At 63.0% G+C, this 21,966-nt stretch carries 19 protein-coding genes; 4 read left to right on the top strand and 15 right to left on the bottom strand.

Going from position 1 to position 21,966, the window contains the following annotated elements; translation table 11 throughout:
* Positions 1 to 6: 6 nt before the first annotated feature.
* The 12 genes from ftsW to QRM57_RS15660 all read right to left on the bottom strand — a co-directional run bounded on the left by ftsW (position 7) and on the right by QRM57_RS15660 (position 14,015).
* Positions 7 to 1,308, bottom strand: coding sequence for a putative lipid II flippase FtsW (ftsW, locus tag QRM57_RS15715; RefSeq protein ID WP_257371321.1), 1,302 nt, complete (start codon positions 1,306 to 1,308; stop codon positions 7 to 9).
* A 2-nt stretch (positions 1,309 to 1,310) separates the two neighbouring features.
* Positions 1,311 to 2,912 carry a UDP-N-acetylmuramoyl-L-alanine--D-glutamate ligase gene (gene murD / locus QRM57_RS15710; RefSeq protein WP_284987250.1) on the bottom strand — a complete coding sequence of 534 codons (1,602 nt, stop codon included), beginning with the start codon at positions 2,910 to 2,912 and terminating at the stop codon, positions 1,311 to 1,313.
* Complete coding sequence (mraY, locus tag QRM57_RS15705; RefSeq protein ID WP_211711319.1) at positions 2,894 to 4,003, bottom strand: phospho-N-acetylmuramoyl-pentapeptide-transferase; 1,110 nt, start codon at positions 4,001 to 4,003, stop codon at positions 2,894 to 2,896. The genes murD and mraY overlap by 19 nt, the downstream gene beginning before the upstream one ends.
* The gene (locus QRM57_RS15700; protein WP_284987249.1) at positions 4,000 to 5,490 is read right to left on the bottom strand and encodes a UDP-N-acetylmuramoyl-tripeptide--D-alanyl-D-alanine ligase; all 1,491 of its coding nucleotides are present in this window, start codon (positions 5,488 to 5,490) and stop codon (positions 4,000 to 4,002) included. Before QRM57_RS15700 ends, mraY begins: the two co-directional genes overlap by 4 nt.
* Before the next feature lie 6 nt (positions 5,491 to 5,496).
* Positions 5,497 to 7,128: a UDP-N-acetylmuramoyl-L-alanyl-D-glutamate--2,6-diaminopimelate ligase gene (locus QRM57_RS15695; RefSeq protein ID WP_284987248.1), complete on the bottom strand. Its 1,632-nt coding sequence runs from the start codon at positions 7,126 to 7,128 to the stop codon at positions 5,497 to 5,499.
* Positions 7,129 to 7,230: 102 nt separating this feature from the next.
* On the bottom strand, positions 7,231 to 9,027 hold the full coding sequence (locus tag QRM57_RS15690) for a peptidoglycan D,D-transpeptidase FtsI family protein (RefSeq protein WP_235520429.1): 1,797 nt from the start codon (positions 9,025 to 9,027) through the stop codon (positions 7,231 to 7,233).
* A 42-nt stretch (positions 9,028 to 9,069) separates the two neighbouring features.
* On the bottom strand, positions 9,070 to 9,726 hold the full coding sequence (gene ftsL, locus QRM57_RS15685; protein WP_235520428.1) for a cell division protein FtsL: 657 nt from the start codon (positions 9,724 to 9,726) through the stop codon (positions 9,070 to 9,072).
* Positions 9,723 to 10,721 carry a 16S rRNA (cytosine(1402)-N(4))-methyltransferase RsmH gene (rsmH, locus tag QRM57_RS15680; RefSeq protein WP_257371317.1) on the bottom strand — a complete coding sequence of 333 codons (999 nt, stop codon included), beginning with the start codon at positions 10,719 to 10,721 and terminating at the stop codon, positions 9,723 to 9,725. The genes ftsL and rsmH overlap by 4 nt, the downstream gene beginning before the upstream one ends.
* Positions 10,722 to 10,887: 166 nt before the next feature.
* Complete coding sequence (gene mraZ, locus QRM57_RS15675; protein WP_211711325.1) at positions 10,888 to 11,319, bottom strand: division/cell wall cluster transcriptional repressor MraZ; 432 nt, start codon at positions 11,317 to 11,319, stop codon at positions 10,888 to 10,890.
* 467 nt (positions 11,320 to 11,786) lie between these two features.
* A complete protein-coding gene (locus tag QRM57_RS15670; protein WP_257371316.1) occupies positions 11,787 to 12,155 on the bottom strand; it encodes an SCO2097 family morphological protein in 369 nt (122 codons plus the stop codon).
* 238 nt (positions 12,156 to 12,393) lie between these two features.
* The gene (gene dinB, locus QRM57_RS15665; protein ID WP_257371315.1) at positions 12,394 to 13,656 is read right to left on the bottom strand and encodes a DNA polymerase IV; all 1,263 of its coding nucleotides are present in this window, start codon (positions 13,654 to 13,656) and stop codon (positions 12,394 to 12,396) included.
* A 92-nt stretch (positions 13,657 to 13,748) separates the two neighbouring features.
* Complete coding sequence (locus QRM57_RS15660; RefSeq protein ID WP_257371314.1) at positions 13,749 to 14,015, bottom strand: hypothetical protein; 267 nt, start codon at positions 14,013 to 14,015, stop codon at positions 13,749 to 13,751.
* On the opposite strand from QRM57_RS15660, the gene QRM57_RS15655 reads away from it, so the two are divergent.
* Both QRM57_RS15655 and QRM57_RS15650 read left to right on the top strand, forming a co-directional pair.
* On the top strand, positions 14,014 to 14,304 hold the full coding sequence (locus QRM57_RS15655) for a hypothetical protein (RefSeq protein ID WP_257371313.1): 291 nt from the start codon (positions 14,014 to 14,016) through the stop codon (positions 14,302 to 14,304). The two genes, QRM57_RS15660 and QRM57_RS15655, sit on opposite strands and share 2 nt — an antisense overlap.
* Complete coding sequence (locus tag QRM57_RS15650) at positions 14,301 to 15,395, top strand: polyprenyl synthetase family protein (protein ID WP_257371312.1); 1,095 nt, start codon at positions 14,301 to 14,303, stop codon at positions 15,393 to 15,395. Before QRM57_RS15655 ends, QRM57_RS15650 begins: the two co-directional genes overlap by 4 nt.
* Positions 15,396 to 15,511: 116 nt before the next feature.
* On the opposite strand, the gene QRM57_RS15645 is transcribed toward QRM57_RS15650, so the two are convergent.
* Positions 15,512 to 15,865, bottom strand: coding sequence for an Rv2175c family DNA-binding protein (locus QRM57_RS15645; protein WP_235520422.1), 354 nt, complete (start codon positions 15,863 to 15,865; stop codon positions 15,512 to 15,514).
* A gap of 255 nt (positions 15,866 to 16,120) precedes the next feature.
* Here QRM57_RS15645 and QRM57_RS15640 point away from each other — a divergent pair, with 255 nt between their 5' ends.
* The gene (locus QRM57_RS15640; protein WP_257371310.1) at positions 16,121 to 17,479 is read left to right on the top strand and encodes a lytic transglycosylase domain-containing protein; all 1,359 of its coding nucleotides are present in this window, start codon (positions 16,121 to 16,123) and stop codon (positions 17,477 to 17,479) included.
* A gap of 78 nt (positions 17,480 to 17,557) precedes the next feature.
* Positions 17,558 to 19,609: a Stk1 family PASTA domain-containing Ser/Thr kinase gene (gene pknB / locus QRM57_RS15635; RefSeq protein WP_284987247.1), complete on the top strand. Its 2,052-nt coding sequence runs from the start codon at positions 17,558 to 17,560 to the stop codon at positions 19,607 to 19,609.
* Positions 19,610 to 19,680: 71 nt separating this feature from the next.
* Here pknB and QRM57_RS15630 read toward each other — a convergent pair whose 3' ends face one another.
* Together QRM57_RS15630 and QRM57_RS15625 are read right to left on the bottom strand one after the other, a co-directional pair.
* Positions 19,681 to 21,084: a class II 3-deoxy-7-phosphoheptulonate synthase gene (locus tag QRM57_RS15630; RefSeq protein ID WP_235520419.1), complete on the bottom strand. Its 1,404-nt coding sequence runs from the start codon at positions 21,082 to 21,084 to the stop codon at positions 19,681 to 19,683.
* 66 nt (positions 21,085 to 21,150) lie between these two features.
* Positions 21,151 to 21,942, bottom strand: a complete 792-nt coding sequence (locus QRM57_RS15625; protein WP_257371307.1) for a lysophospholipid acyltransferase family protein — start codon at positions 21,940 to 21,942, stop codon at positions 21,151 to 21,153.
* Positions 21,943 to 21,966: the final 24 nt, after the last annotated feature.

The following is a 21,966-nucleotide window of genomic DNA, read 5'->3' as shown; positions in this document are numbered from 1 at the left end:
GAAGTGCTAGGTACGCTTTCGTGCGGTTTTCGGAGAACGGCGCGGGAGGAAACGGGGCCGCTGCTGCGGCGGCAACTGGCTTCGGGCCAAGGACAAGACTACGCCCACGCCACATAGGGACATCACCAGCGCAGAACCACCGTACGAGATGAACGGCAATGGAACCCCGACGACGGGAAGCAGCTGGGTGACGACCGCCATGTTCATGCTTGCCTGGCCCAGGAGCCACACCATGATGCCGCCGGCCAGCGTGCGCTGGAACGGATCCGTCTGCCGGACCACGACGCGGAAGATGGCGATGCCAAGGATCGCGAAAAGGACCAGGACCACAATGGTGCCCACCAGGCCCAGTTCCTCGCCGATGATGGCGAAGATGAAGTCATTGTGTGCTTCGGGGAGCCAGTTGTACTTCTGCCGGCTTTGGCCGAGGCCCAGGCCGGTCCAACTTCCCTGTGCCAGGCCGTACATGCCGTTGGTGGATTGGAAGTCGAAATCGAAATCGGCCTTGCATGAGGCGGAGGCAGTACCAAGCCAGGAGGTGATACGACAGATCCGGTTCGCGCTGCTGACGGTCCCCAGGATGGCGCCCGCGACCCCGACTGCGCCGGCAATGGCAAGCATCTTGCCAGGGACGCCGGCGAAAAAGAGCCCCGCCGCGGTGATGGCAGCAATGACGATGACCGTACCAAGGTCGTTTCCGAGCATCACCAGGGCGATCACCAGCCCTGCACCTGGAACGACTGGAATGATGACGTGCCACCAGCGGTGGAGGAGCTTCTGCTTGCGGGCCAGTACGGCGGCGATCCAGACGCAGAGCACCAGCTTGGCCGTCTCGGAGGGCTGGAGCGTCACGCCGCCGATGTCGATCCAGTTCTTATTGCCGTTGACGCTGTTGCCCATGACCTGGACGAGCGCAAGGAGAACCACCACGGCGCCAAGTGCCCACCATGACAACCGTTTCATCCAGTTCACGTTTGTTCGCGAGATGACGTACATGGCCAAAGCACCCAGGACTCCGAACATGGCCTGCTTCAGGGCGTCCGCGTAGGGTGACTTGCCTTCGGAAATTGCCTCGACACTGGAAGCGGAGAGGACCATCATGACGCCGATGGCCGTCAGTGCCAGGGCGCAACCAAGGATCAGGTAATAGGTGGAGCTGTTCGGAGCCCTGTCCTTGCCCTCGAGGCTGTCCCAAAAGTTGCGCAGGAGCCGGCGGAGCCCGGAAGGCTTCTTCGCCGACGCGGGCGACGCCTCGGGTTTCCCGTCCCGTGGCGCTCTGCCGCGGGTGCGGGTGGGCGTGCTGACCATTGTTACTCCTCGGTGGTCGGTGCCTGCCCTTCCACAAGCTCGCGAACTGCTTGGACGAAAGCGTCGCCACGGTGAGCGTAGGAAGAGAACTGATCCATGGATGCTGCCGCCGGTGCCATGAGCACGGTGTCGCCTGGCGCTGCAACAGTGGCAGCAGCAGCGACGGCTTGGGCCATGACAGCCTCGCCGTAGATAGGCGAGGCGGCATTACCGGCTGCGGTCTCCACCCTTTCAGTGTCGCCCTTGGGCTGCACGATCACGGGGACATCCGCTGCGTGTCGCTGCAGGGAGCCTTCGAGTGCTTCAGTATCGGTACCTATCAGCACCACTGCCTTCAGGCGGCGTGCATGCTCTTTGACCAGGTCGTCATAGTTGACGCCCTTGGAGAGGCCACCGGCAATCCACACGACGTTCTGGAAGGCCGAAAGTGCCGCGGAGGCAGCGTGCGGATTGGTGGCCTTTGAATCGTTGATCCAGAGGATGTCGTTGTGTTTGGCCACCAGCTGGATGCGGTGGGCGCCCGGCAGGTAGTTGGCCAGGCCCTGCTTCACTGCTGCCGGCTCAACCCCGTACGCGCGGACCAGTGCGGCGGCGGCCAAGGCGTTGGCCACCATGTGGCGCGGAGCCACCGGACCGAGATCGGACATGGCGGCGAGCTCGGCGGCGGAGTCCTTGCGTTCGGCAATGAAGGCACGGTCCACCAGGAGGCCGTCCACCACGCCCAGCATGCTGATCGACGGGGTGTTGGTGGTGAACCCGATGGCACGGCAGCCTTCTACGACATCCGCGTTCTCCACCATCCGCTCGGTTTCGATCTGCTCCGCATTGTAGACGGCAGCTTTCTGGGTATTCTCGTACACCTTCGCCTTATCAGCGAGGTACGAGGCATACGAACCATGCCAGTCCACGTGGTCTTCGGCTACGTTGAGGCAAACGCTCGCCACCGGTGACAGTGAGTGGCTCCAGTGCAGCTGGAAACTGGAGAGCTCGACCGCGAAGGCATCGTAGTCCACGGGATCCCGGAGGGCATCGAGGATCGGGGTGCCTACGTTGCCGACGGCGATGGCCTTCAGCCCGGCTGCTTGAAGCATGGATTCCGTCATGCCAACAGTGGTCGTTTTGCCGTTGGTGCCGGTGATGGCGAGCCAATCGGCTGTTTTGTGTCCCGCCCGGACGCGCAGGCGCCAGGCAAGCTCAACATCGCCCCACACGGCAATGTGCTTGCGCTTGGCCGCGGCCAGGAGGGCCTGGTCCGGCCGCCAGCCAGGCGACGTCACAACAAGCTCGGGAAGTTCGCCGTCGATCAGGGGAAGAGTGTTGACCGCTTCCTCGCCCAACAGCACGTCAACGGCACCCACGATTTTCAGGGTGTCGGCCTGGGCTTTTGCACGGCTTGTAGTGGCAGCATCAACCACCACCACTTTCGCGCCCAGCTCGATCAGGGTGTCGGCGGCTGAGAAGCCTGACACGCCAATCCCCGTGACCACTACGCGCAGGCCGCTCCAGTCGGCGTCCCAGCTGGTGAGTTCGGCCAGCCTGTCAGCGATTGAACCTTCGACTGACGCGATTGATTCCGGGCTTTCATTCACAGCAGTACCACCCATTCAGCGTAGAAAACTCCTAGGCCTGCGGCCACGAAGAGCCCGGCAAGGATCCAGAACCGGACCACTACGGTGACTTCAGCCCAGCCCTTCAATTCAAAGTGGTGCTGCAAGGGCGCCATCTTGAAGACACGCTTGCCGCCGCTGAGCTTGAAGAAGCCCACCTGGATGATCACGGACAAGGTGATCAGCACGAAGAGGCCGCCGATGAAGGCCAGCAGGAGCTCGGTACGGGAGAGAATGGCGAAGGCTGCAACGGCTCCGCCAATGGCCAGGGAGCCGGTGTCTCCCATGAAGATCTTTGCCGGTGACGTGTTCCACCAGAGGAAACCCACCAGCGCCGCGCTGAGAATGGCAGCCAGCAGGGCCAGGTCCATGGGGTCGCGGACCTGGTAACAGCCGCTTCCTGCCTCGCGCGGGGATCCACAAGCCTGGTTGCTTTGCCAGATTCCCATGATGGTGTAGGCGCCAAAGACCATGATGGATGCGCCCGCCGCCAGCCCGTCGAGGCCGTCGGTGAGGTTCACGCCGTTGGTGGCAGCGGTGATGATCAGGTTGGACCAGAGCACGAACAGGATGGCGCCAACCACGGTTCCACCGAAGGCAAGGTCCAGCCAGGGAATGTCACGCACCAGGGAGATCTGGGTCGAGGCAGGGCGGAGCCCGTTTTCGTTGGGGAACTGCAGGACCAGGATAGCGAAGATGATGCCGACGGCTGCCTGCAGGATCAGCTTGGCCCGGGCATTGAGTCCCAGGCTCCGCTTGTTGGAAATCTTTATGTAGTCATCGAGGAAGCCCACAAAGCCCATGCCGACCATCAGGAACAGCAGAAGCAGCCCGGAGGCGGACGGTCCGGGAGAGCGGGGATTCATCATCCACATGACCAGGTGGGTAGCAAAGTAACTGATGAGGACAGCAGCCACCACCACGGTCCCGCCCATGGTGGGTGTGCCGCGCTTGGTGTGGTGCGATGTCGGTCCGTCGTCGCGGATGAACTGGCCGTAGCTCTTGGCCACAAGGAACTTGATGAACAAGGGCGTCCCGATGAGGGCGACCAGGAGGGCGACGCCGGCGCCGATCAAAAGTGCAATCACAGCAGCTCGTTCCCTTCGCTTGCGGAAGCTTCGTCCGCGGTGTCTCCGGTGGGCTCGGCCCGTGGAGGTAATGCTATCCGATCACCCAAATGCCGCAGGCCCACCCCATTGGAGGACTTGAAGAGGACCAGGTCACCGGGTTTCAACTCGTTGCGCAGGAGCTCGTAGGCCTCCTCCACGGTTTCGGTGAATGAGCACTCGTCCCCCCAGGACCCTTCCTGGATCGCGGAGACGTAGAGGGCCCGGGCTTCCCGACCCACTACGACAAGCCTGGAAATGTTCAGGCGCACCACCTGGGTGCCCACGGCCGTATGCTCACGGATGGAGTCCTCCCCCAGCTCGAGCATGGCGCCCAGGACAGCCCAGGTTCTCCTGCCCTGTCCAAGGTCGGCGAGCGTCCGCAGGGCCGCGCGCATGGATTCGGGGTTGGCGTTATACGCGTCGTTGATGATGGTGACGCCGTCTTCGCGCTCTGTCCGTTCCATGCGCCAGCGGCTGGCCGCCGACTGGGAGCTGAGCGAGGAGGCGATGTCAGCGGCCGGAATTCCGGCCGCGAAAGCTGCGGCGGCTGCCGCCAACAGGTTGGTCACGTGATGGCCACCGATCAGCCGGCTGCGCACCTGAACGGCGGGGCCGCCGTCGGGAAGTATGAGGTCGAAGTCCGGGTAGCCCTGGTCATTGACAACCACGTTCCTGGCCTCCACCTCTTCGGTGGTGGCCGGTGAGGCAGTGAAACCCAGGACCTTGGCTTTCGTCCGTGAGCGCATGGCGGCGACGCGGCCGTCGTCGAGATTGATCACCGCGGTGCCATTCTCGCTGAGGGCCTCCACCATCTCGCCCTTGGCTTTGGCAATGTTTTCCACGCCGCCGAATTCACCAGCGTGTGCAGTGCCGACCACCAGGACAACGCCAATGTCAGGCTTGACCATGTCTGCCAAATACTTGATGTGGCCAATACCGGTGGCGCCCATCTCGATGACCAGGAAGCGGGTGTTCTCATCAGCGGAGAAGACGGTCAGCGGTACCCCGACCTCGCCGTTGTAGGAACCCTGCGGCGCAACCGTGGGTCCCGCGGTGGACAGCAAGCCCGCCAAGAGGTCCTTGGTGGTGGTCTTGCCCGCGGACCCGGTGATGCCGATGACCGTGGTTTCCTCTCCGCGCTGCTGCCTCGCTGCGCGAATCCGGCGGACGGCTTCAGCCGCCAACGCGCCCATCGCAAGGACTGCGTCCTCGACCACGACGGCGGGAATCGGGTTCCCGTCCGGGCCGGCGACTTCGCGTTCGGCAAGGACAAGGACGGCGCCACGTTCGAAGGCAGCATCGACGAAGTCGTGGCCATCGGCGTGCTCGCCGGGCTTGGCAACGTACAGCGAACCCGGGGTTGCTTCCCGTGAATCAGTGACGACGGAGGTGGGCACGATGTCCGGAGCTCCGGTCAAGCGGCCATGGGTGATGTCGGCGATTTCCGCCGCAGTAAGTGCAATCATCTCGGTTTAGGACTCTATCCGCTGGTCTGTTGAAACGCTGAATCCCTTGGATGTCAAGGCGGCGCGCAACTCCACCCTGTCGTCCAGCGCCAGGTTCACTCCCTTGACTTCCTGCCAGACCTCGTGGCCGCGGCCGGCGATGAGGATCGTGTCTTCCGCTGTTGCCTTGTCGACGGCCAACCGGATGGCAGCATCCCTTGGGTAGGACTCGATGATTTCGCACGCCAGGCCCTCAGCGTCACGCGCCGCTACGGCGCCCTGCATGACGTCGGCGCGGATTGTCGCCGCATCTTCGTCGTGGGGATCGTCATCGCTGACAATCACTACATCGGCCAGGCGCGCCGCAATGGCGCCCATGGTGGGCCGCTTGCCTTGGTCCCGCTGGCCTGTGGCACCGAATACCACGATCACGCGCGATCCCTCCTTGGGCGAGCGAACCGCTTCCAAGGCCCGGGCAAGGGCATCAGGATTGTGGGCAAAATCAACAACGGAGGCCGGTGCGGTGGAGACGAGCTGCATGCGGCCGGGAACGTCCACGGTGAAAGGATCGTGGGAGTCCAGGGCAGACTGAAGCTGCTTCACGTCGACGCCAGACTCCAGGACCATGATGGTGGCCAGTGCGGCGTTGGCCACATTGAAGGCGCCGGGCAGGCCGGTGTGGACGCGCAGGGTACGTCCGTCGGTGTGCCTGAGTTCGAATTCCGAGCCGAGTCCGCGTGCGGTGCTGGACGCTACGCTCCAGTCGGCGTCGGCGCCCTTGGCCGAGAGAGTGGTCACCGGAATATCGGCGGTGTCGGCCAGCTTGCGTCCCCAGGCGTCGTCAACCGTGACCACCGCGCGTCGGGCCCTGCCGCTGGTGAACAACTCGGCCTTGGTGCGGAAGTACTCTTCCATGCTTCCGTGCAGGTCCAAATGGTCCTGGGTGAGGTTGGTGAAGCCAGCTACTTCGAACATCACTCCGTCTACCCGGTGGTAGGCGATGGCATGCGATGAAACTTCCATTGAGGCGGCATCGAGCCCGCGTTCGCGCATCAGTGCAAGCAGCGCATGGACGTCCGTGGATTCGGGCGTGGTCAGGAGACTGGGGATGGGCTCTGCGCCGGCGACGATCTCGATGGTGCCAATAAGCCCGGGCGTCTTCCCGAGGGCACGCAACAGCGAATTAATGAAGTAGGTGGTGGTGGTTTTCCCGTTGGTGCCGGTGACACCGTACAAGGAGGGGAAACCGCCCTCGGCGGGCTGGCTACGGTAGATCAGTGCGGCCAGGCGTCCGACGACGGTACGCGGCTGGTCGACGACCAGTACGGGCACTGGCTGCTCGCCGGCCAGGGCAAGCTGGCGCGCCCCGGCGTCGTCCGTCACCACAGCGACGGCGCCGCCGTCGATCGCCTGCGCCACGAAGTCGGCGCCGTGCCGCGAGGCACCCGGCAAGGCAACGTAGAGGTCCCCGGCCTCGACGGTCTTCGAATTGAGGGAAATACCCGTCACGCCGGCCTCACGGCTGGCGTCCGGGCCCGCAAGCCCGAGCGACTCAGCAATGGTGGCCAAGGACACCGCAGCAACGGACCCGGGCCGGAAGCCCGATCTGCCGGAATCCGGAGTGCTGGCTTGGACATCTGCCTGATTGTGCTCTGACACGTGGTTCTCCGTTGGTGCTCGTGGAACGACCGGCCGGGGGCCAGCGGCGCCCGGGCCGTTAGTGGTGGATCGATATTTGGCCGAAACAGACGCCCAAAAAGCTTACTTGACGAACTGGGGCAGCCGCGCGGGGGTGCCCGTTGACGGCGGCACGTTGTACGTCCGTAGGACCTGTGCCATGACGGAACGGAACACCGGCCCGTTGGTGATGCCGTAGATGCTTCCCTTGGGGCGCTGGAGCACCACTTCCACGATGAAACGGGGATCCTCCATGGGAGCCATACCCACCATTGAGGCCGTGTAACCATCGAAGCCGGGCAAACCGTCCTCACGGGGCGCCTGGGACGTTCCGGTCTTGGCACCGACGCGGTAACCGTCGATGGCCGCATCTTTGATCTGGCCCTCAGTCACGGCACTTTCCAGGATGTCCTGAACCTGTTTCGCCGTCTCTTTGGAAACGACCTGGCGGGGGTCCTTGGCGGGAACCTTGTGCTCTTCCCCACCGGGGGCAATGTAGCTGTCAATGAGCCTGGGCTGGAGCATGACGCCGTTGTTGGCGATGCTCTGGTATGCACGGACGGTCTGCAGCGTCGATTGCGACACGCCCTGCCCAAAGAGCACTGTGTACTGCTGGCGGTCATCCCACTGCTCCGGCTTGGCGAGGATGCCGGTCGCCTCGGCAGGGAGGCCAATGTCGGTCTGCTCCCCTACCCCGAACTTCTTGAGCCAGTCATAACGCTGCTCTTTGGTCAGGCGGCTGCCTGCCATCACGGTTCCGGTATTCATGGACCAGCCCAGGATGCCGGCCAATGTCCGCTCCTCGGTGCCGTGCTCGAACGCGTCAGTGAAGGTCTGGCCATCTATGGTGTACGACGGCGGAATAGTGAAATGGTCCAGCGGGTTGGACTTGCCCTCTTCGATCACAGCCGCGGCGGTGATCATTTTCTCCACAGAACCCGGCTCGTATGCGGCTGTCACAGAGCGCACGCCGCGGTCCTTGGCATCGACCTTGCCCGGATCATTCGGGTCGGGTGCGTTGGTGTCGGCCAATGCGATGAGGTTGCCGGTCTTGGTGTCCATGACGATGATCACGCCCCACTCGGCGCTGAGCTTGTCGACCTGGTTCTGGATAGCTTGCTGGGCAAAGTACTGGATGTCGGTGTTGAGGGTCAGTTTGACGTCACTGCCATCCACGGCAGGGGTCAGCTCGTCAGTTGCCACCGGAATCCGGAGGCCATCTGCACCAATTTCAAAGACGCGCTTTCCCTCGGTGCCTCGCAGCACATCATCCTGTGTCTGTTCGATGCCGGCCTGACCGCTGGTGCCATCCTGCAGGAACCCTATGACTCCGCCGGCCACGCTGCCATTGGGATAAACCCGCTTGCTGACACCTTCTGCCACGATTCCAGGAATCAGGAGTTTGGAGATCCGGTCCTCGAGCTCCGGTTTGACGTCCTTGGCCACCACCGCATACTTTTTGTCGCCGGTCAGGGCATCACGGACTTTGCCCTCGTCGGCTCCCAGCAGGGCAGCCAGTTCGGAGATTCCCTGGTCCCGGGTGACGACGTCGAGTTCTTCGGTCTTCTCGTTATAGCGCTTGAACGAAGCCGTGTTGGTGTTCTGGACCTGGTCCACCACGATGTTGTAGCGAATCACGCTGCTGGCCAGGACCGTGCCTTTGGAGTCTACAATCTTGCCCCGTTCGGCGGGCAATACCTGGGGTGTCAGTCGGCTCGCAAGGGCGGCTTCGGCCATTCCGCCCACGTCAAGTCCCTGCACCATGAACAGCTTGCCGCCCACTACAAGCAACAGCGTCAGCATGATGCCAAGGCCAACACGCAGCCGCTTCCTTGCCGCCGGCGTCTTCGGTTTTTTCGATGTGCCGGGGTTCTGCGCCACGTGGATTCCTTGCTGCTGGCCTTAATTCAATGGACTGATGGGCTACTGCCCTGGTGCCTTCTGCTGCGGAGCAGGTACCGATCCCCCGTGCAGTTCCACCGGCGGGGTTGCTGCCGTCCCAGCCGCCGGAGCGGCAGGCGTGGGGGCCGGAGCGGCCGGTGTTACTGGCTTGAGGTTCTCCAGCGGGTCCTTGGTAGTCACCGACGGAACAACATCAAGCATTCCTGCCACCGCGGGAGGAGCGAGCTGCGCACCGGGCTTGTCCCCCTTAACCGCAGGAGTCGCCTTTCCCGTAACTGTCATGGTGTCCACATCGATCTGGCCTTTCGCCGTGGACGGTACCATTCCCAATTCTGCAGCCTTCGCGGCCAGATTCTGCGGAGCTTCGTAGTTCTGCTTCTTCTGTGTCAGATCCTGGTTTTCCTTGTTAAGGGACGCGGCTTCCGCTTTGAGCTGCACCAGTTGGTACTGCGCTGTAGACACTGAAATGTTGAGTACCAGGACGGTCAGCAGCGCAGCTGCCATGGCCACGAAGCACAGGACGACGAAGGGCGTCCTCCGCTTCCCGGGCGCACTGCGGACCAAGGAAAGCGGTGTGCGTGCCTTCCTCGGCGCATCCGGCTTTCCCGCGGGAACTGGCAATGCGCGTGCCGTGTTGCCCACTACGGAGGGCGATGTCTTCGCTGCGGCGCTGCTCATGCGTCTCTCCTTGGTTTGATACGCTCCACTGCCCTGAGGCGGGCAGATGCCGCACGCGGGTTTTCAGCGATTTCTGCTGCTGTAGGCACTTCCGTACCTTTGGTGATGGTCTTGAGTTCGGGTTTATGCTCTTCGAGCTCAACCGGGAAGCCGAGTGGTGCGGAGGACTTCGATCCGGACTGGAAGACAGATTTGACGATCTTGTCCTCCAGGGAGTGGTAGGACATCACCACGATCCGTCCGCCCATGGCCGTGGAAGCCACGGCAGCCGGTACCGCTCTCTCCAGGACGTCGAGTTCTTCGTTGACTTCGATCCTCAGGGCTTGGAACGTTCGCTTCGCGGGGTGTCCCCCACTTTTGGCAGCGGCGGCGGGTACGACGCTGCGTATTTGCTCCACCAGCTCCCCGGTCGTCGCAAAGGGCTTTTCGGCCCGCGCGTTGACGATCCTGTTGGCGATCCGGCCGGCAAACTTTTCCTCACCCCATTTGCGGATAATGCGCACCAGCTCGTCTTCGCTGTAGTTGTTCACCACATCCGCTGCTGTCTGGCCACGGCTGGTGTCCATCCGCATGTCCAGCGGAGCGTCATAGGAGTAGGCGAAACCGCGTTCACGCTCGTCCAGCTGCAGGGAGGAAACCCCCAGGTCCATGAGGATCCCGTGCACCTCCGGAATGCCGAGATCGGCGAGAACGTCCTCGATCTCGTCGTAGACGGCGTGGACAAGGTCTATCCTGTTCGAGAACGGTTCCAAGCGGGCCCCGGCGAGGGAGAGGGCCTCTTCGTCGCGATCGATGCCAACAAGGTGAAGATCGGGAAAGCGCTGGAGCATCGCCTCGGAGTGGCCACCCATGCCGAGCGTGGCGTCGATGGCAACCGGCGTCCTGCCCAGCTTCCTCGCGGCTTCGAAACCAGGGGCCAGCAGGTTGATGCAGCGGTCTTTCAGGACGGGCACGTGGCGCTCCGATGTGGGCTTTGCCGCGTCCTGCTCTTCCACGCTGCCTCCTCTTTCCTTAGTGCTTGCACGCTGATTCTTGAATCGGATCCCCATCCGCGCCTATTGTCCTGCCGGCCTGGCTCAGGGGAAGTTGAGCCAGGAAGACTGTCCAATGGGCGGCTGGAGATCCCATCCAAGAAGCGGGATCCCTGCTCACTCAGCCCGGTTAGAAGAACCCGGGCAGATTGTCGTCATCCGTTTCCGAGAAGGCAGCTTCCTTCTCGTTGAGGTACTCATTCCAAGCTTCTGCATCCCAGATCTCCGCACGGGTACCGGCACCAATCACTGCCAGTTCCCGACCGAGGCCGGCATACGTCCGGAGCGCCGGCGGAATCGTCACGCGCCCCTGCTTGTCTGGTACTTCGTCCGAGGCCCCAGACAGAAAAACCCTGATGTAGTCGCGAGCCTGCTTGGAGGACAGTGGCGCCTCCCGCATCGACTCGTGAATGCGCTCGAATTCCTTCTGGCTGAAGACGTAGATGCAGCGCTCCTGGCCCCTGGTGAGGACCAGTCCCTCGGCAAGCTCCTCACGGAACTTGGCGGGAAGAATGATTCGGCCCTTTTCGTCGAGACGTGGTGAGTGAGTGCCCAAGAACACTGGCCCCACCGCCCCTCAGTCAAGGTGCCCGCACATGCCCAACACTGCCACTACCCTCTTATGTTCTCCACTTTACTCCACAACGCCCCACAGTCAACGCACGTTTGGACGTTTCTCCACCACTTTGAAATTCGAGCGGCCAATAAACCCGCGGATTTTGGGGAAGGGAGCACAGTGGAGGGCTGCGGGAGACCTGTCCCGGGCCGCGGCAGCCCGGGGGCACGCACAGGCGCCCCAACAGAGGGAATGGCGCGGAATGATGGGCCGGGTGGTGGGAAGTGGAGTGCCGCAGCTGGAGCCAGGGAATGCCCTGACCGGCATAAGCCGTGGGCAAGCGGGCGAAGACGCAAAGGGCCGGTTAAACGCGGAAAGACCCGCAGGGCGGGTCTTTCGTTATCCCCTGGCGGTAGTCAGGAGATGCATAAATCACTTGCTGAGGGCCTTCGCCGGCCGAAGGGAGCCGGAGTTCAGTTGTCGTCGCGGCGGCGTTCGTCCCAGCGTTCTTCGAGGCTGCTCATGAACGTGCTCTTGGGCTTGGCCTTTCCTGACCTTGCCTTGCCGCCTTTACCGAAGGCCGAACCGCGCAACGTGGCGAAGTACACCCCGGCGCCCATGACGACGAACCCCAGGACGCCTATGGGAATGGCTTGGATGGACACCCCAACCAGCAGGAGGAGGATACCTGCGATAGCGCCGAGCACACCGATGATCACATGCCGGGTTGACCAGCTGCGTATGGGATCCGAGCCCATCGTGTTGGCAAACTTCGGATCGTCCTCATGAAGTTGCTTCTCCAGTTGCTCAAGCAGCTTCTGTTCGTGCTCCGAGAGGGGCATCGCGACCTCCTTTAGTCAGCCAGCGTCTGGACATAACGCGTCCTGTGCGTCTGTTTCCAAAACGATCGGACCAGGGGAATCGTTCCCAAAATACTCTCTGGGTTCAGCGGGCATTCGGGGACCGACTGTTGAGGAAACAGTTTGTCCAGACGATCTAAATCTCTGTAATAAATAGGATAGTTTGTCGGACGCCGATCTGAAAGACACGCACCAGGTGAGCAAGGCGCCCTCCCGGGGATCAGGTCCCTGCTGGGGGCTTACCGGGTTCCAAAAGCCGGGCAGGCAGCAAAGTCCTGGAACCAAAGCGTTCAGACACACGGTCCAGGGCCTGCTCCGCAGCACGCCAGTTATCGTCCCTGCGGTCAAGGCTCAACTGCATGGACGTCTGCCCGGCCGGCTCCAGTTGCTCAGCCCGTACCCCTACCAGGCGGACGCTCATGGATCGCGACCCCAAGGACTCCAGCAGCTGCACCGCGACCTGGTAGATCAACTGGGCGCTGTCCACGGGAGTCTGCACAGTCCTGCTCCGCGAAACAGTGGAGAAATCGGAGTAACGAAGTTTGAGGGCAATGGTCCTCGCGAGCATGCCGGAGCTGCGAAGCCGCGAAGCCGTCCTATGGGACAGCCGCAGCAACTCCCGGTGCAGTAACGCGTTATCTCCCGTGTCCACTGCAAACGTTTCCTCGGCGCCGATGCTCTTTTCGAGCCTTGTCGGGGTTACCGGACGGGGGTCTATTCCCATGGAGAGCCGGTGGACATGCTCACCACTGGCCCCAAGCACCTTCTTTAAGGATGCGGGCGGCGTCGCGGCGACATCAGCAACGGTCCGGATACCCAGCCGGGCCAGTACCTCTCCGGTCTTCCCACCCACACCCCACAAGGCATTGACGGGCAGGCTGTGCAGGTAGGGAACCGTGTCGTCGGCATCGATTTGCAGGATCCCGTCCGGCTTGCAGCGCGTTGAGGCGATCTTGGCCACGAACTTGGAGGCAGCAATGCCCACTGAGGCGGTAATCCCCAGCTCCGATTCGACCCTGCGGCGGATCAGGTGCCCGATCTCAAGCGGCGTTCCCAGCCGCCTGATGGCACCACCCACGTCAAGGAATGCCTCGTCGACGCTCAGGGGCTCCACCAGCTCAGTGATCGAGGCGAAGATCTCCATCAATTGTGCCGAGACCTCGTAGTAGACCTTGTGCCGGGGATTGATAATGACTGCCGAAGGGCACCGCCTCATGGCGATGGACATGGGCATCGCGGATTTCACGCCAGTCGCCCGGGCCTCATACGAGGCGGACAGGACCACCGAACGTTCAGCCGGGAAACCAACGATCACCGGCTTGCCCCGAAGCTCCGGGCGGCTGCGAAGTTCCACCGAGACAAAAAAGGCATCCATGTCCACATGAAGTATGCTGGTTCGCCTCAGTTCCCGCAGGGCATCTCCAGCGCTGCGGGCGGATCCGTCGCCGGCACCTTGGGCGCTACCGAATGCTTCCTGCCTCACAACGGCAATACTATGCCCGCCCACTGACTAAACTGGAGGCACAATCCGGCTCAGCCCCAGGAAGGATACCCTGTGAAGCTCTTTGGAACTCCTCAAACGCGAGGGTTTGCCCTGCTCGCAGTAAGTGTCGCAGTGGCGGCCTCAGCCTGCACACCGTCGACCGGGGGTTCAGCAGCTCCATCCCCAAGCGACGCGGCTTCGGCGTCGTCCTCGTCCTCATCGAGCGCCGCGCCGACTCCGTCCGGCTCCGCCACCTCCTCAGCCACAGCATCCCCGGGCACAACCGCTCCGGCTCCCGATGCGACCGCCACGGTGAATGCCTTGGTCCCCGGCTTCCCGCAGCAACTGATTCCAGTCATGCCCAACACGTCGGTCCGCTCAAGCAGCGTGGACAAAAAGGACGCCCTGACCAACGTGGCCCTCGTCGGCACTGTTAAAGCGCCTCCTGAAGGGGTGGTGGACTACTACAAGTCCTCACTTGAAGCCCAGGGATTCAAGCTGGTTCCCGGCCCCGAAGCCGTGGGCAATGTCACCTCCCTTGACTTCATCCGGGGCGACGGGGAGACCGTCAACGTCTCAATCCGGCAGAAGGAGGGTGTTTCCACCTTCACCATCGGAGCCAATGTGGCAGCAGGATCCGTCAAGTGACGGTTTCCGCCCAGGTGTCCTCCGAACAAACAGAGTTCGTCAGTGCCGTTGCCGGGAAACTCAACGGCTTCCTTTCGGGCCAGCAGGACCTCATGGCCGGTGTCTCGGCCGACGTCGCACCACTCATCGGTTCCATTTCCCAGCTGGTCACCGGAGGAAAGCGCCTGAGGGCGCTGATGTGCTACTGGGGTTGGCGGGGCGCGGGCGGCGGCGCCGGCGATCCTGACATCGTCATGGCCGGGTGCGCCCTTGAACTGTTCCAGGCCGCAGCGCTGATCCACGACGACATCATCGACCGTTCCGACACGCGGCGGGGCGGGCCAAGCGTCCATAAGAGATTCAGCCAACTCCATGAGGCCCAGGGGTGGGCCCTGGACAGCGGGCGATTCGGCGACGCCGCGGCCATCCTGACCGGGGATCTCTGCCTGTCCTTCAGTGAGGAGTCGTTCACCGGTATCGGGACACGTGCGGCGTCCGGCACCCCGGCCCGCGGGATCTTCAACGTCATGCGCGCAGAGGTGATGGCCGGCCAGTACCTGGACATCCTTGAAGAAGTGGCCGGACCCGTCCGCGACCGCGTGGGATCCGTGGACCGGGCCAAGTCGATCATCCGGTACAAGTCTGCGAAGTACTCCACCGAACATCCCCTTGCCCTGGGCGGGGCATTGGCGGGAGCCCCGGCGGAGCTCCTGCGGGCCTACTCGGAGTTCTCCTTGCCGCTTGGCGAGGCCTTCCAGATGCGGGACGACGTCCTGGGAGTTTTCGGCGATCCTGAAACCACCGGTAAACCAGCAGGGGACGACCTCCGCGAAGGAAAAAGGACCGTCCTTGTAGGTTTCGCCATCAACCAGGCTGGGCCAGCCGAAGCCGATTACCTTGACCGCACCTTAGGCAATCCCGGGCTCGGAGCGGAAGAAGTGGAAGCGATCAGGCGAATCATTATCGAAAGTGGCGCGCTCGAGGCTACGGAGGCGCTCATTGCCGAACTCAGCTCGCAGGCCTTTGCAGCCCTGGAGCGATTGCCCCTTCAGGAAGTTCCGCTGATGGCGCTCAGCCAGCTTGCCGAAGCAGCTGTGAGCCGCGCGGCCTGACCGCCGGCGCACGTTGCCGCCGCAGGGTCAGCCGGCCCCACAAAACATGACGCGTACGACGACGGTGGAGACCGTCGTCGTACGCGTTTAAGTGTGTTTTACCCCAGGGCGCGGCTTTACCAGGCCAGTGACTGGGCGCGGCGCCTGATCTCGGTCTTGCGCCCTTCCCGCAAGGCGTCTATGGGCCGTCCCCGCAGCGACTCGTCAGGGGTGAACAGCCAGACAATCAGCTCTTCGTCGGTATATCCGGCGTCGCTGAGAACCGCGACCGTCCCCTTCAGGCTGTCAACGACGTGACCGTCCTGAATAAACAGGGCCGGGATCGAACGGACATTCCGTTCTCCCCGCCTGATGGCAACTATGGCGCGCTCATCCAGAAGTCCGTGGACCTTGGTGATGGAAACTTCCAGCAGTTCGGCGACATCCGGCAAGGGCAGCCAGTCGGAAACAAGGCTTTCTACATTACTCACGGAACAAGGTTGCCACGCCGCCCCGCCCCTCGCCTAGCCGGAGGACGACGACGATACCGGCCGGTGCGGTGAACGCCCCCAATTCTGTCGGATAAATCGGGAAGCATAATCCATTACGTCCCGAATTGTTGTGCCGATGAAATAAGTGTGAGAGATTCACACTGATCACTCTTGCACCATTGATAACATCAGTAACATTGGTAACACTGACAACAGCGCAAACAATCGCCCCGCTGTTGAGATGAGGACACTTTCATGACGACGCCCCGCTCGCCGAAACGAACCATGAGCATGCCGGTCATTGCGGCAACCACGGCTGCGCTTCCCGCCGTGGTCTTGTCCTCGTTGGCCTTGGCGCAACCTTCCATTGCGGCGCCTGCCCCGCAGCAGCCCCGGAAGATTCCGGCCACCCTTGCGGCAGCCATGAAGGCCCAGGCAGCCAACACCGGCACCGTGATACCGGCCCAGGCCGTCGCGGCTACGCTTCCCGCGACCCTCCGCCCGATGGCCCCGTCGGTACCGGACACCTACACCATCGTCCGCGGCGACACCATCAGCGCAATTGCCCGCCGGTTCAACCTGGACACAAACGCGGTGCTTGAACTGAACAAGCTCACGGCAACCACGCTGATCTTCCCCGGGCAGACCATCAAGCTCACCGGGACAGCTTCGGCCGCCCCGGCGCAGCCTTCGGCGCCGGCAGCCCCCAGCACGCCCAGCACCCCGGGGAACGGCGCCGTTTACACGGTGGTCTCCGGCGACACCCTGAGTGCGATCGCTGCCAAGCACGGCGTGCCCTTGTCCAGCATCTTCAGCTGGAACAACCTCAGCGGCAGCTCCATCATTTACCCGGGACAGAAGATCAAGGTCAGTGGCGGGTCCGCTCCCGCTGCGCCCACAGCGCCTTCGGCCCCCGCAACGCCGGCGCCGGCACCCACCACCAGCGCAGGTTCGTACATCATCAAGGCCGGCGACACGCTCAGCTCCATCGCCTCACGGAATGGCGTTTCCCTGGCTGCGTTGATGAGTGCCAACAACGTCACGGCCACCACCGTGATCTATCCCGGCCAGAAACTCACCATTCCCGGCGCGGGCACCAGCCTCCAGCCCGCGGGTGAGACCAAGCCGCTGGTTCCCAGCACCTTCCTTGGTTTCACCTACCCTCCGGCGGTCGTCAGTTCCGCCAACGAGAACAAGGCGCTCCTGAACGCCTCCCCGGTGCCCACCCGCGCCGAAATGAAGGGCATTGTGGCCGACACCGCGCGGCGTATGGGTGTGAGCCCGTCCTTGGCCCTGGCCTTCGCCGAGCAGGAGTCAGGCTTTGACCAGCGGGCCGTATCACCGGCCAACGCGATCGGCACCATGCAGGTCATCCCCTCCTCAGGGCAGTGGGCCTCCGACCTGGTGGGCCGGAAACTTAACCTCCTCGATCCGTATGACAACGCCACGGCCGGCGTTGCCATCATTCGGGCGCTCATTGCGACGAGCAAGGATCTGGACAACGCAATCGCGGGTTACTACCAAGGCCAATACTCGGTCAGCAAGTACGGAATGTACGACGACACCAAGCGCTACGTCGAGTCGATCAAGGCCCGCCAGCGCACCTTCGGCTAGGTCTTTCCCAGCACCTCGGAAGGGGCCCGCATCCTGCGTGGATTCGGGCCCCTTCCCCGTCTCGTTTAGGATCGTAAGGTGCAAGAACCAACGCAGGACCACCTCATCGGGACTACCGTCGACGGCCGATATACGGTCCGTTCACGCCTCGCAAGGGGTGGAATGTCCACCGTGTACTTGGCTACGGACCTACGCCTCGAGCGCGACGTAGCCGTCAAAGTCCTGCACCCGAACCTGGCCAACGATCCCACCTTCCTGCAACGCCTGAGCCGCGAAGCCAAGGCTGCAGCCAGTCTCTCCCACCCGCACATCGTGGGGGTCCTGGATCAGGGCGAGGACGGCCATATCGCCTACCTCGTCATGGAATACGTCAAGGGACACACCCTTCGCGACGTCATGACTGAGCAAGGGGCCCTCCCGCCGCGACTCGCGTTGGCGCTGATCGATCCTGTCATTGAAGGACTCGCCGCCGCGCACGGCTCCGGGCTGATCCATCGCGACATCAAGCCCGAGAACGTCCTCATAGCCGACGACGGGCGCATCAAGGTGGCCGACTTCGGATTGGCCAGGGCAGTCTCAGCCAACACCAGTACGGGCGCCCTGATCGGTACCGTCGCCTACCTGGCCCCTGAACTTGTGCTGGGCCAGGCCGCTGACGCCCGCAGCGACATCTACTCCGCCGGCATCATGCTGTACGAAATGCTGACCGGGAAACAACCCTACGCGGGCGACTCACCCATCCAGGTGGCGTACCAGCACGTCAATTCCGTTGTCGGGCGGCCGTCGGACGTGGCTCCCGGACTGGCAGACGACCTGGACGAACTGGTTCAGTGGTGCACCGCCACAGATGCCGAAAACCGTCCCGTCGACGGCACTGCCCTGCTGACGGAGCTGCGCCACATCCGAACCACCCTCACCGATGAGCAGCTGGACCACAGGCAGTCCCCCGCCCCGACGCCGCACTCCCCTGCATACGCACCTGAATCGGCACCGGTAGGCAGTCCGGCCGGGAATCCCACCGAGGCCTTGGCGACCACGGCGTCGCCCACTGAGTTCATCTCACAGCAGCGCAATCCCACCACCATCATGGCGGCAGCGGGCTCGGGGCTCCAACGTTCCACACAGGATCCCACCGACCACGACCTGAACCAGCCCGGCAAGCGTGAGCTGAAAAGGATTGAACGGCAGCAGGCAAAAGACCGCGCCAGGGCGGCGGCGACTCCGGTCCGCCAACTCCGTGAAGGCAACCCACGCCGCCGCGGCATCATCTGGGCCGTCGTGATCGTCATCCTGGCATTGTTGGCAGCCACTGCCGGGTGGTTCTTCGGCATGGGTCCCGGGTCTCCCGGAACCATACCCGACGTCAAGAACAAGACCGTGGCGGAGGCCCAGCAGTTGCTCCGCACAGCCGGCTTCCAGTCTGAGCCGCGGGACGTGTTCGACGACGACATCCTGCCCGGTTACGCTGTGGGAACGGAGCCCAGATCCGGCGCGGAAGTCCGGAAATTCCAATCCGTCACAGTCTTCGTTTCCAAGGGTGCACAGCTCTTTCCGCTGCCGACGCTCACGGGAGGCACACTGGCGGAGGCCAAGACCGCCCTGAACGCGGCGCAAATGGCGCTTGGCAACGTAACCCAAGCCTTCGATGACAAGGTGCCGGCCGGCGTCGTGATCTCACAGGACCCCGCCACCGGCAAGGAAGTGCGGCATGGCACACCTGTGGCTTTGGTGGTGTCCAAGGGGCCGCAGCCGATTCCCGTCCCCGATGTCCGCGGTTTGGCGAAGGACGCCGCCATCAAGGCCCTCCAGGACGTGGGATTGAAGGCTGTGGTCGCCCCGGATAAGGTTTTCGACAAGTTACCCGACAATGGCGTCGTGTCGCAGTCCCCAGCGAACGGCACCCTGGTCAAGGGTGACACCGTGACGCTTACACTTTCCAAGGGCCCCAAGATGGTGAAAGTACCCAACTTTGTGGGAAAGAACGCCGATGCCGCAGAGAAAGAGCTCAAGAGCCTTGGTTTTGAAGTGCTCAGAAAACAAGATGTGGTGATCTTGAACCTCGTCCTGGTGCAGAACCCCGTCAACATCGAAGTTCCCGAGGGTTCCCCCATCACACTGACCGTAGTCTGATACCCAGGAAACAACAGAAGGCGCGGTCCCCTATCAGGGGACCGCGCCTTCTGCTTTGTCAGTTCATGGTGTCAGCGCTTGGAGAGGGCGCCCGCGACCAGGAACGCCATTTCCAACGACTGCATGTGGTTCAGGCGCGGGTCGCAGACCGACTCGTAGCGGTCCAGGAACGCGTCCTGGTCGATCGGATCGGCACCGCCCAGGCACTCCGCGACGTCGTCGCCCGTCATTTCGACGTGAAGGCCGCCCGGGACCGTACCTAGCGAGTGGTGGACCTCGAAGAAGCCACGGACCTCGTCAATGACGTCGTCGAAGTTGCGGGTCTTGTAGCCGTTGGGCGATGTGACCGTGTTGCCGTGCATCGGGTCCGTGACCCACAGGACCTGGGCGCCGGAGGCAGTCACACGCTCGACGACGGCGGGCAGCTTCTCGCGGATGTTCTTGGCACCCATGCGGGTAATGAAAGTGAGACGGCCCGGTTCGCGGTTGGGGTCCAACTTATCGATCAGGCGCAGGGCGTCATCACCGCTGGTGGTCGGACCAAGCTTGACGCCGATCGGGTTCCGGACACGGGACAGGAAGTCCACGTGGGCGTGGTCCAGTTCGCGGGTCCGCTCACCGATCCACAGGAAGTGCGACGACGTGTCGTACGGCAGGCCCGTGCGTGAGTCGATGCGTGTCAGCGCGCGCTCGTAGTCCAGCAGCAGTGCTTCGTGGCTGGCGAAGAATTCGACGCGCTTGAGTGCCTCAAAGTCGGCGCCACAAGAATCCATGAAGCTGATGGCCCTGTCGATGTCCCGCGCGAGGGACTCGTAGCGTGCGTGCGCAGGGTTCTCTGTGAACCCCTTGTTCCACTGGTGCACCAGGCGAAGGTCAGCAAAGCCGCCCTGTGTGAACGCCCGGATGAGGTTCAAGGTGGATGCGGAGGTGTGGTACGCCTTGAGCATGCGGCTTGCGTCGTGTGCACGTGACTCTGGAGTGAAGTCGTAACCGTTCACAATGTCGCCGCGGTATGCGGGGAGGGTCACGCCGTCGCGCGTTTCATCGTTGGAGGAGCGTGGCTTGGCGAACTGGCCGGCCATGCGGCCCATCTTGATGACGGGCATGGCGGCGCCGTACGTGAGAACGACAGCCATCTGGAGGATGGTCTTCACCCGTGCACTGATCTTGTCCGCCGTTGCTGCCTCGAACGTCTCGGCACAGTCTCCGCCCTGGAGGAGGAAGGCCTTGCCCTGGGCAGCGGCGGCGAGCCGTTCCCGGAGGACGTCCACTTCACCGGCGAAAACCAGCGGCGGCACCGCTGACAGCTCTTTGACGGAAGCCTTGAAGACCTCGGAGTCCGACCATGTTGGCTGCTGGGAGATCGGCAGGTCCCGCCAGGCGTCAAGCCCGGGATAGTTCGCAGCTCCGCTCTGGGCGGTGCTTGCGAGGGGGTCTGCAATGGCGGGTGCGGTGTTCGCGGTTAGCTCAGTCACCCTTAAAGAGTAGTAGCCTCCGGCGGCGTTGCGGGACTGAAGCCGTAACTGACGATGGCCGGTGCGTCACAGTCTCTCCGCTGATCCATTCGCCCCGCTCCGCGGTTCATCCCTGTCATCGGAGATGTCGGGGGTCGCGTCCTCGGCAACCTCGACTTTCCGGACCGGCTCAGGGCCTTTTCCGGCGAGCTGGGCCTTGACCACTGCTGCGTACTCATCCACGTATTCCTGACCTGAGAGGCGCATCAGGCTGGACATGATTTCATCTGTAACGGCCCGCTGGACCTGGCGGTCGTCCTCCATGCCGTAGTAGCGGCTGAAGTCCATCGGTTGCCCAAAGATGATGCCGATCCGGCGGATATTTGGCAGTCTCTTGCCGATGGGCTGGACCTTTTCGGTCCCGATCATGGCTACCGGCACTACCGGCACCCGCGTCTGAAGGGCCAGCTTGGCGACGCCCACCTTGCCGCGGTAGAGCCTGGCATCGGGGCTGCGGGTGCCTTCAGGGTAGATTCCCAACAATCCTCCGGACGCCAGTACATCCTTTCCTGCCTGAAGCGACATCTCCGACGCAGCGCCGCCCGAACGGTCCATGGGGAGCTGGTTGCTTAATCGGAAAAACATCGCCGTGAGCCGTCCTTTAATTCCCTTTCCAGTGAAGTACTCGGATTTGGCCAGGAAGATCACCGGGCGGCGAACCATCAAGGGAAGGAAGATGGAGTCGGAAAAGGACAAGTGGTTGGAGGCAAGGATGGCTGCGCCGTTGTCGGGAACGTTGTCCAGGCCCTTGACCCAGGGACGGAACAGAAGCTTGAGGATCGGACCAAGGAAGATCCTCTTCATGACCCAATAGAACACGTTAGTCCCCTCACGGCCGACGGT

Source organism: Arthrobacter sp. fls2-241-R2A-172 (assembly GCF_030208885.1).
GTDB lineage: Bacteria > Actinomycetota > Actinomycetes > Actinomycetales > Micrococcaceae > Arthrobacter.
This window is presented reverse-complemented; position numbering and strand designations above follow the sequence as displayed.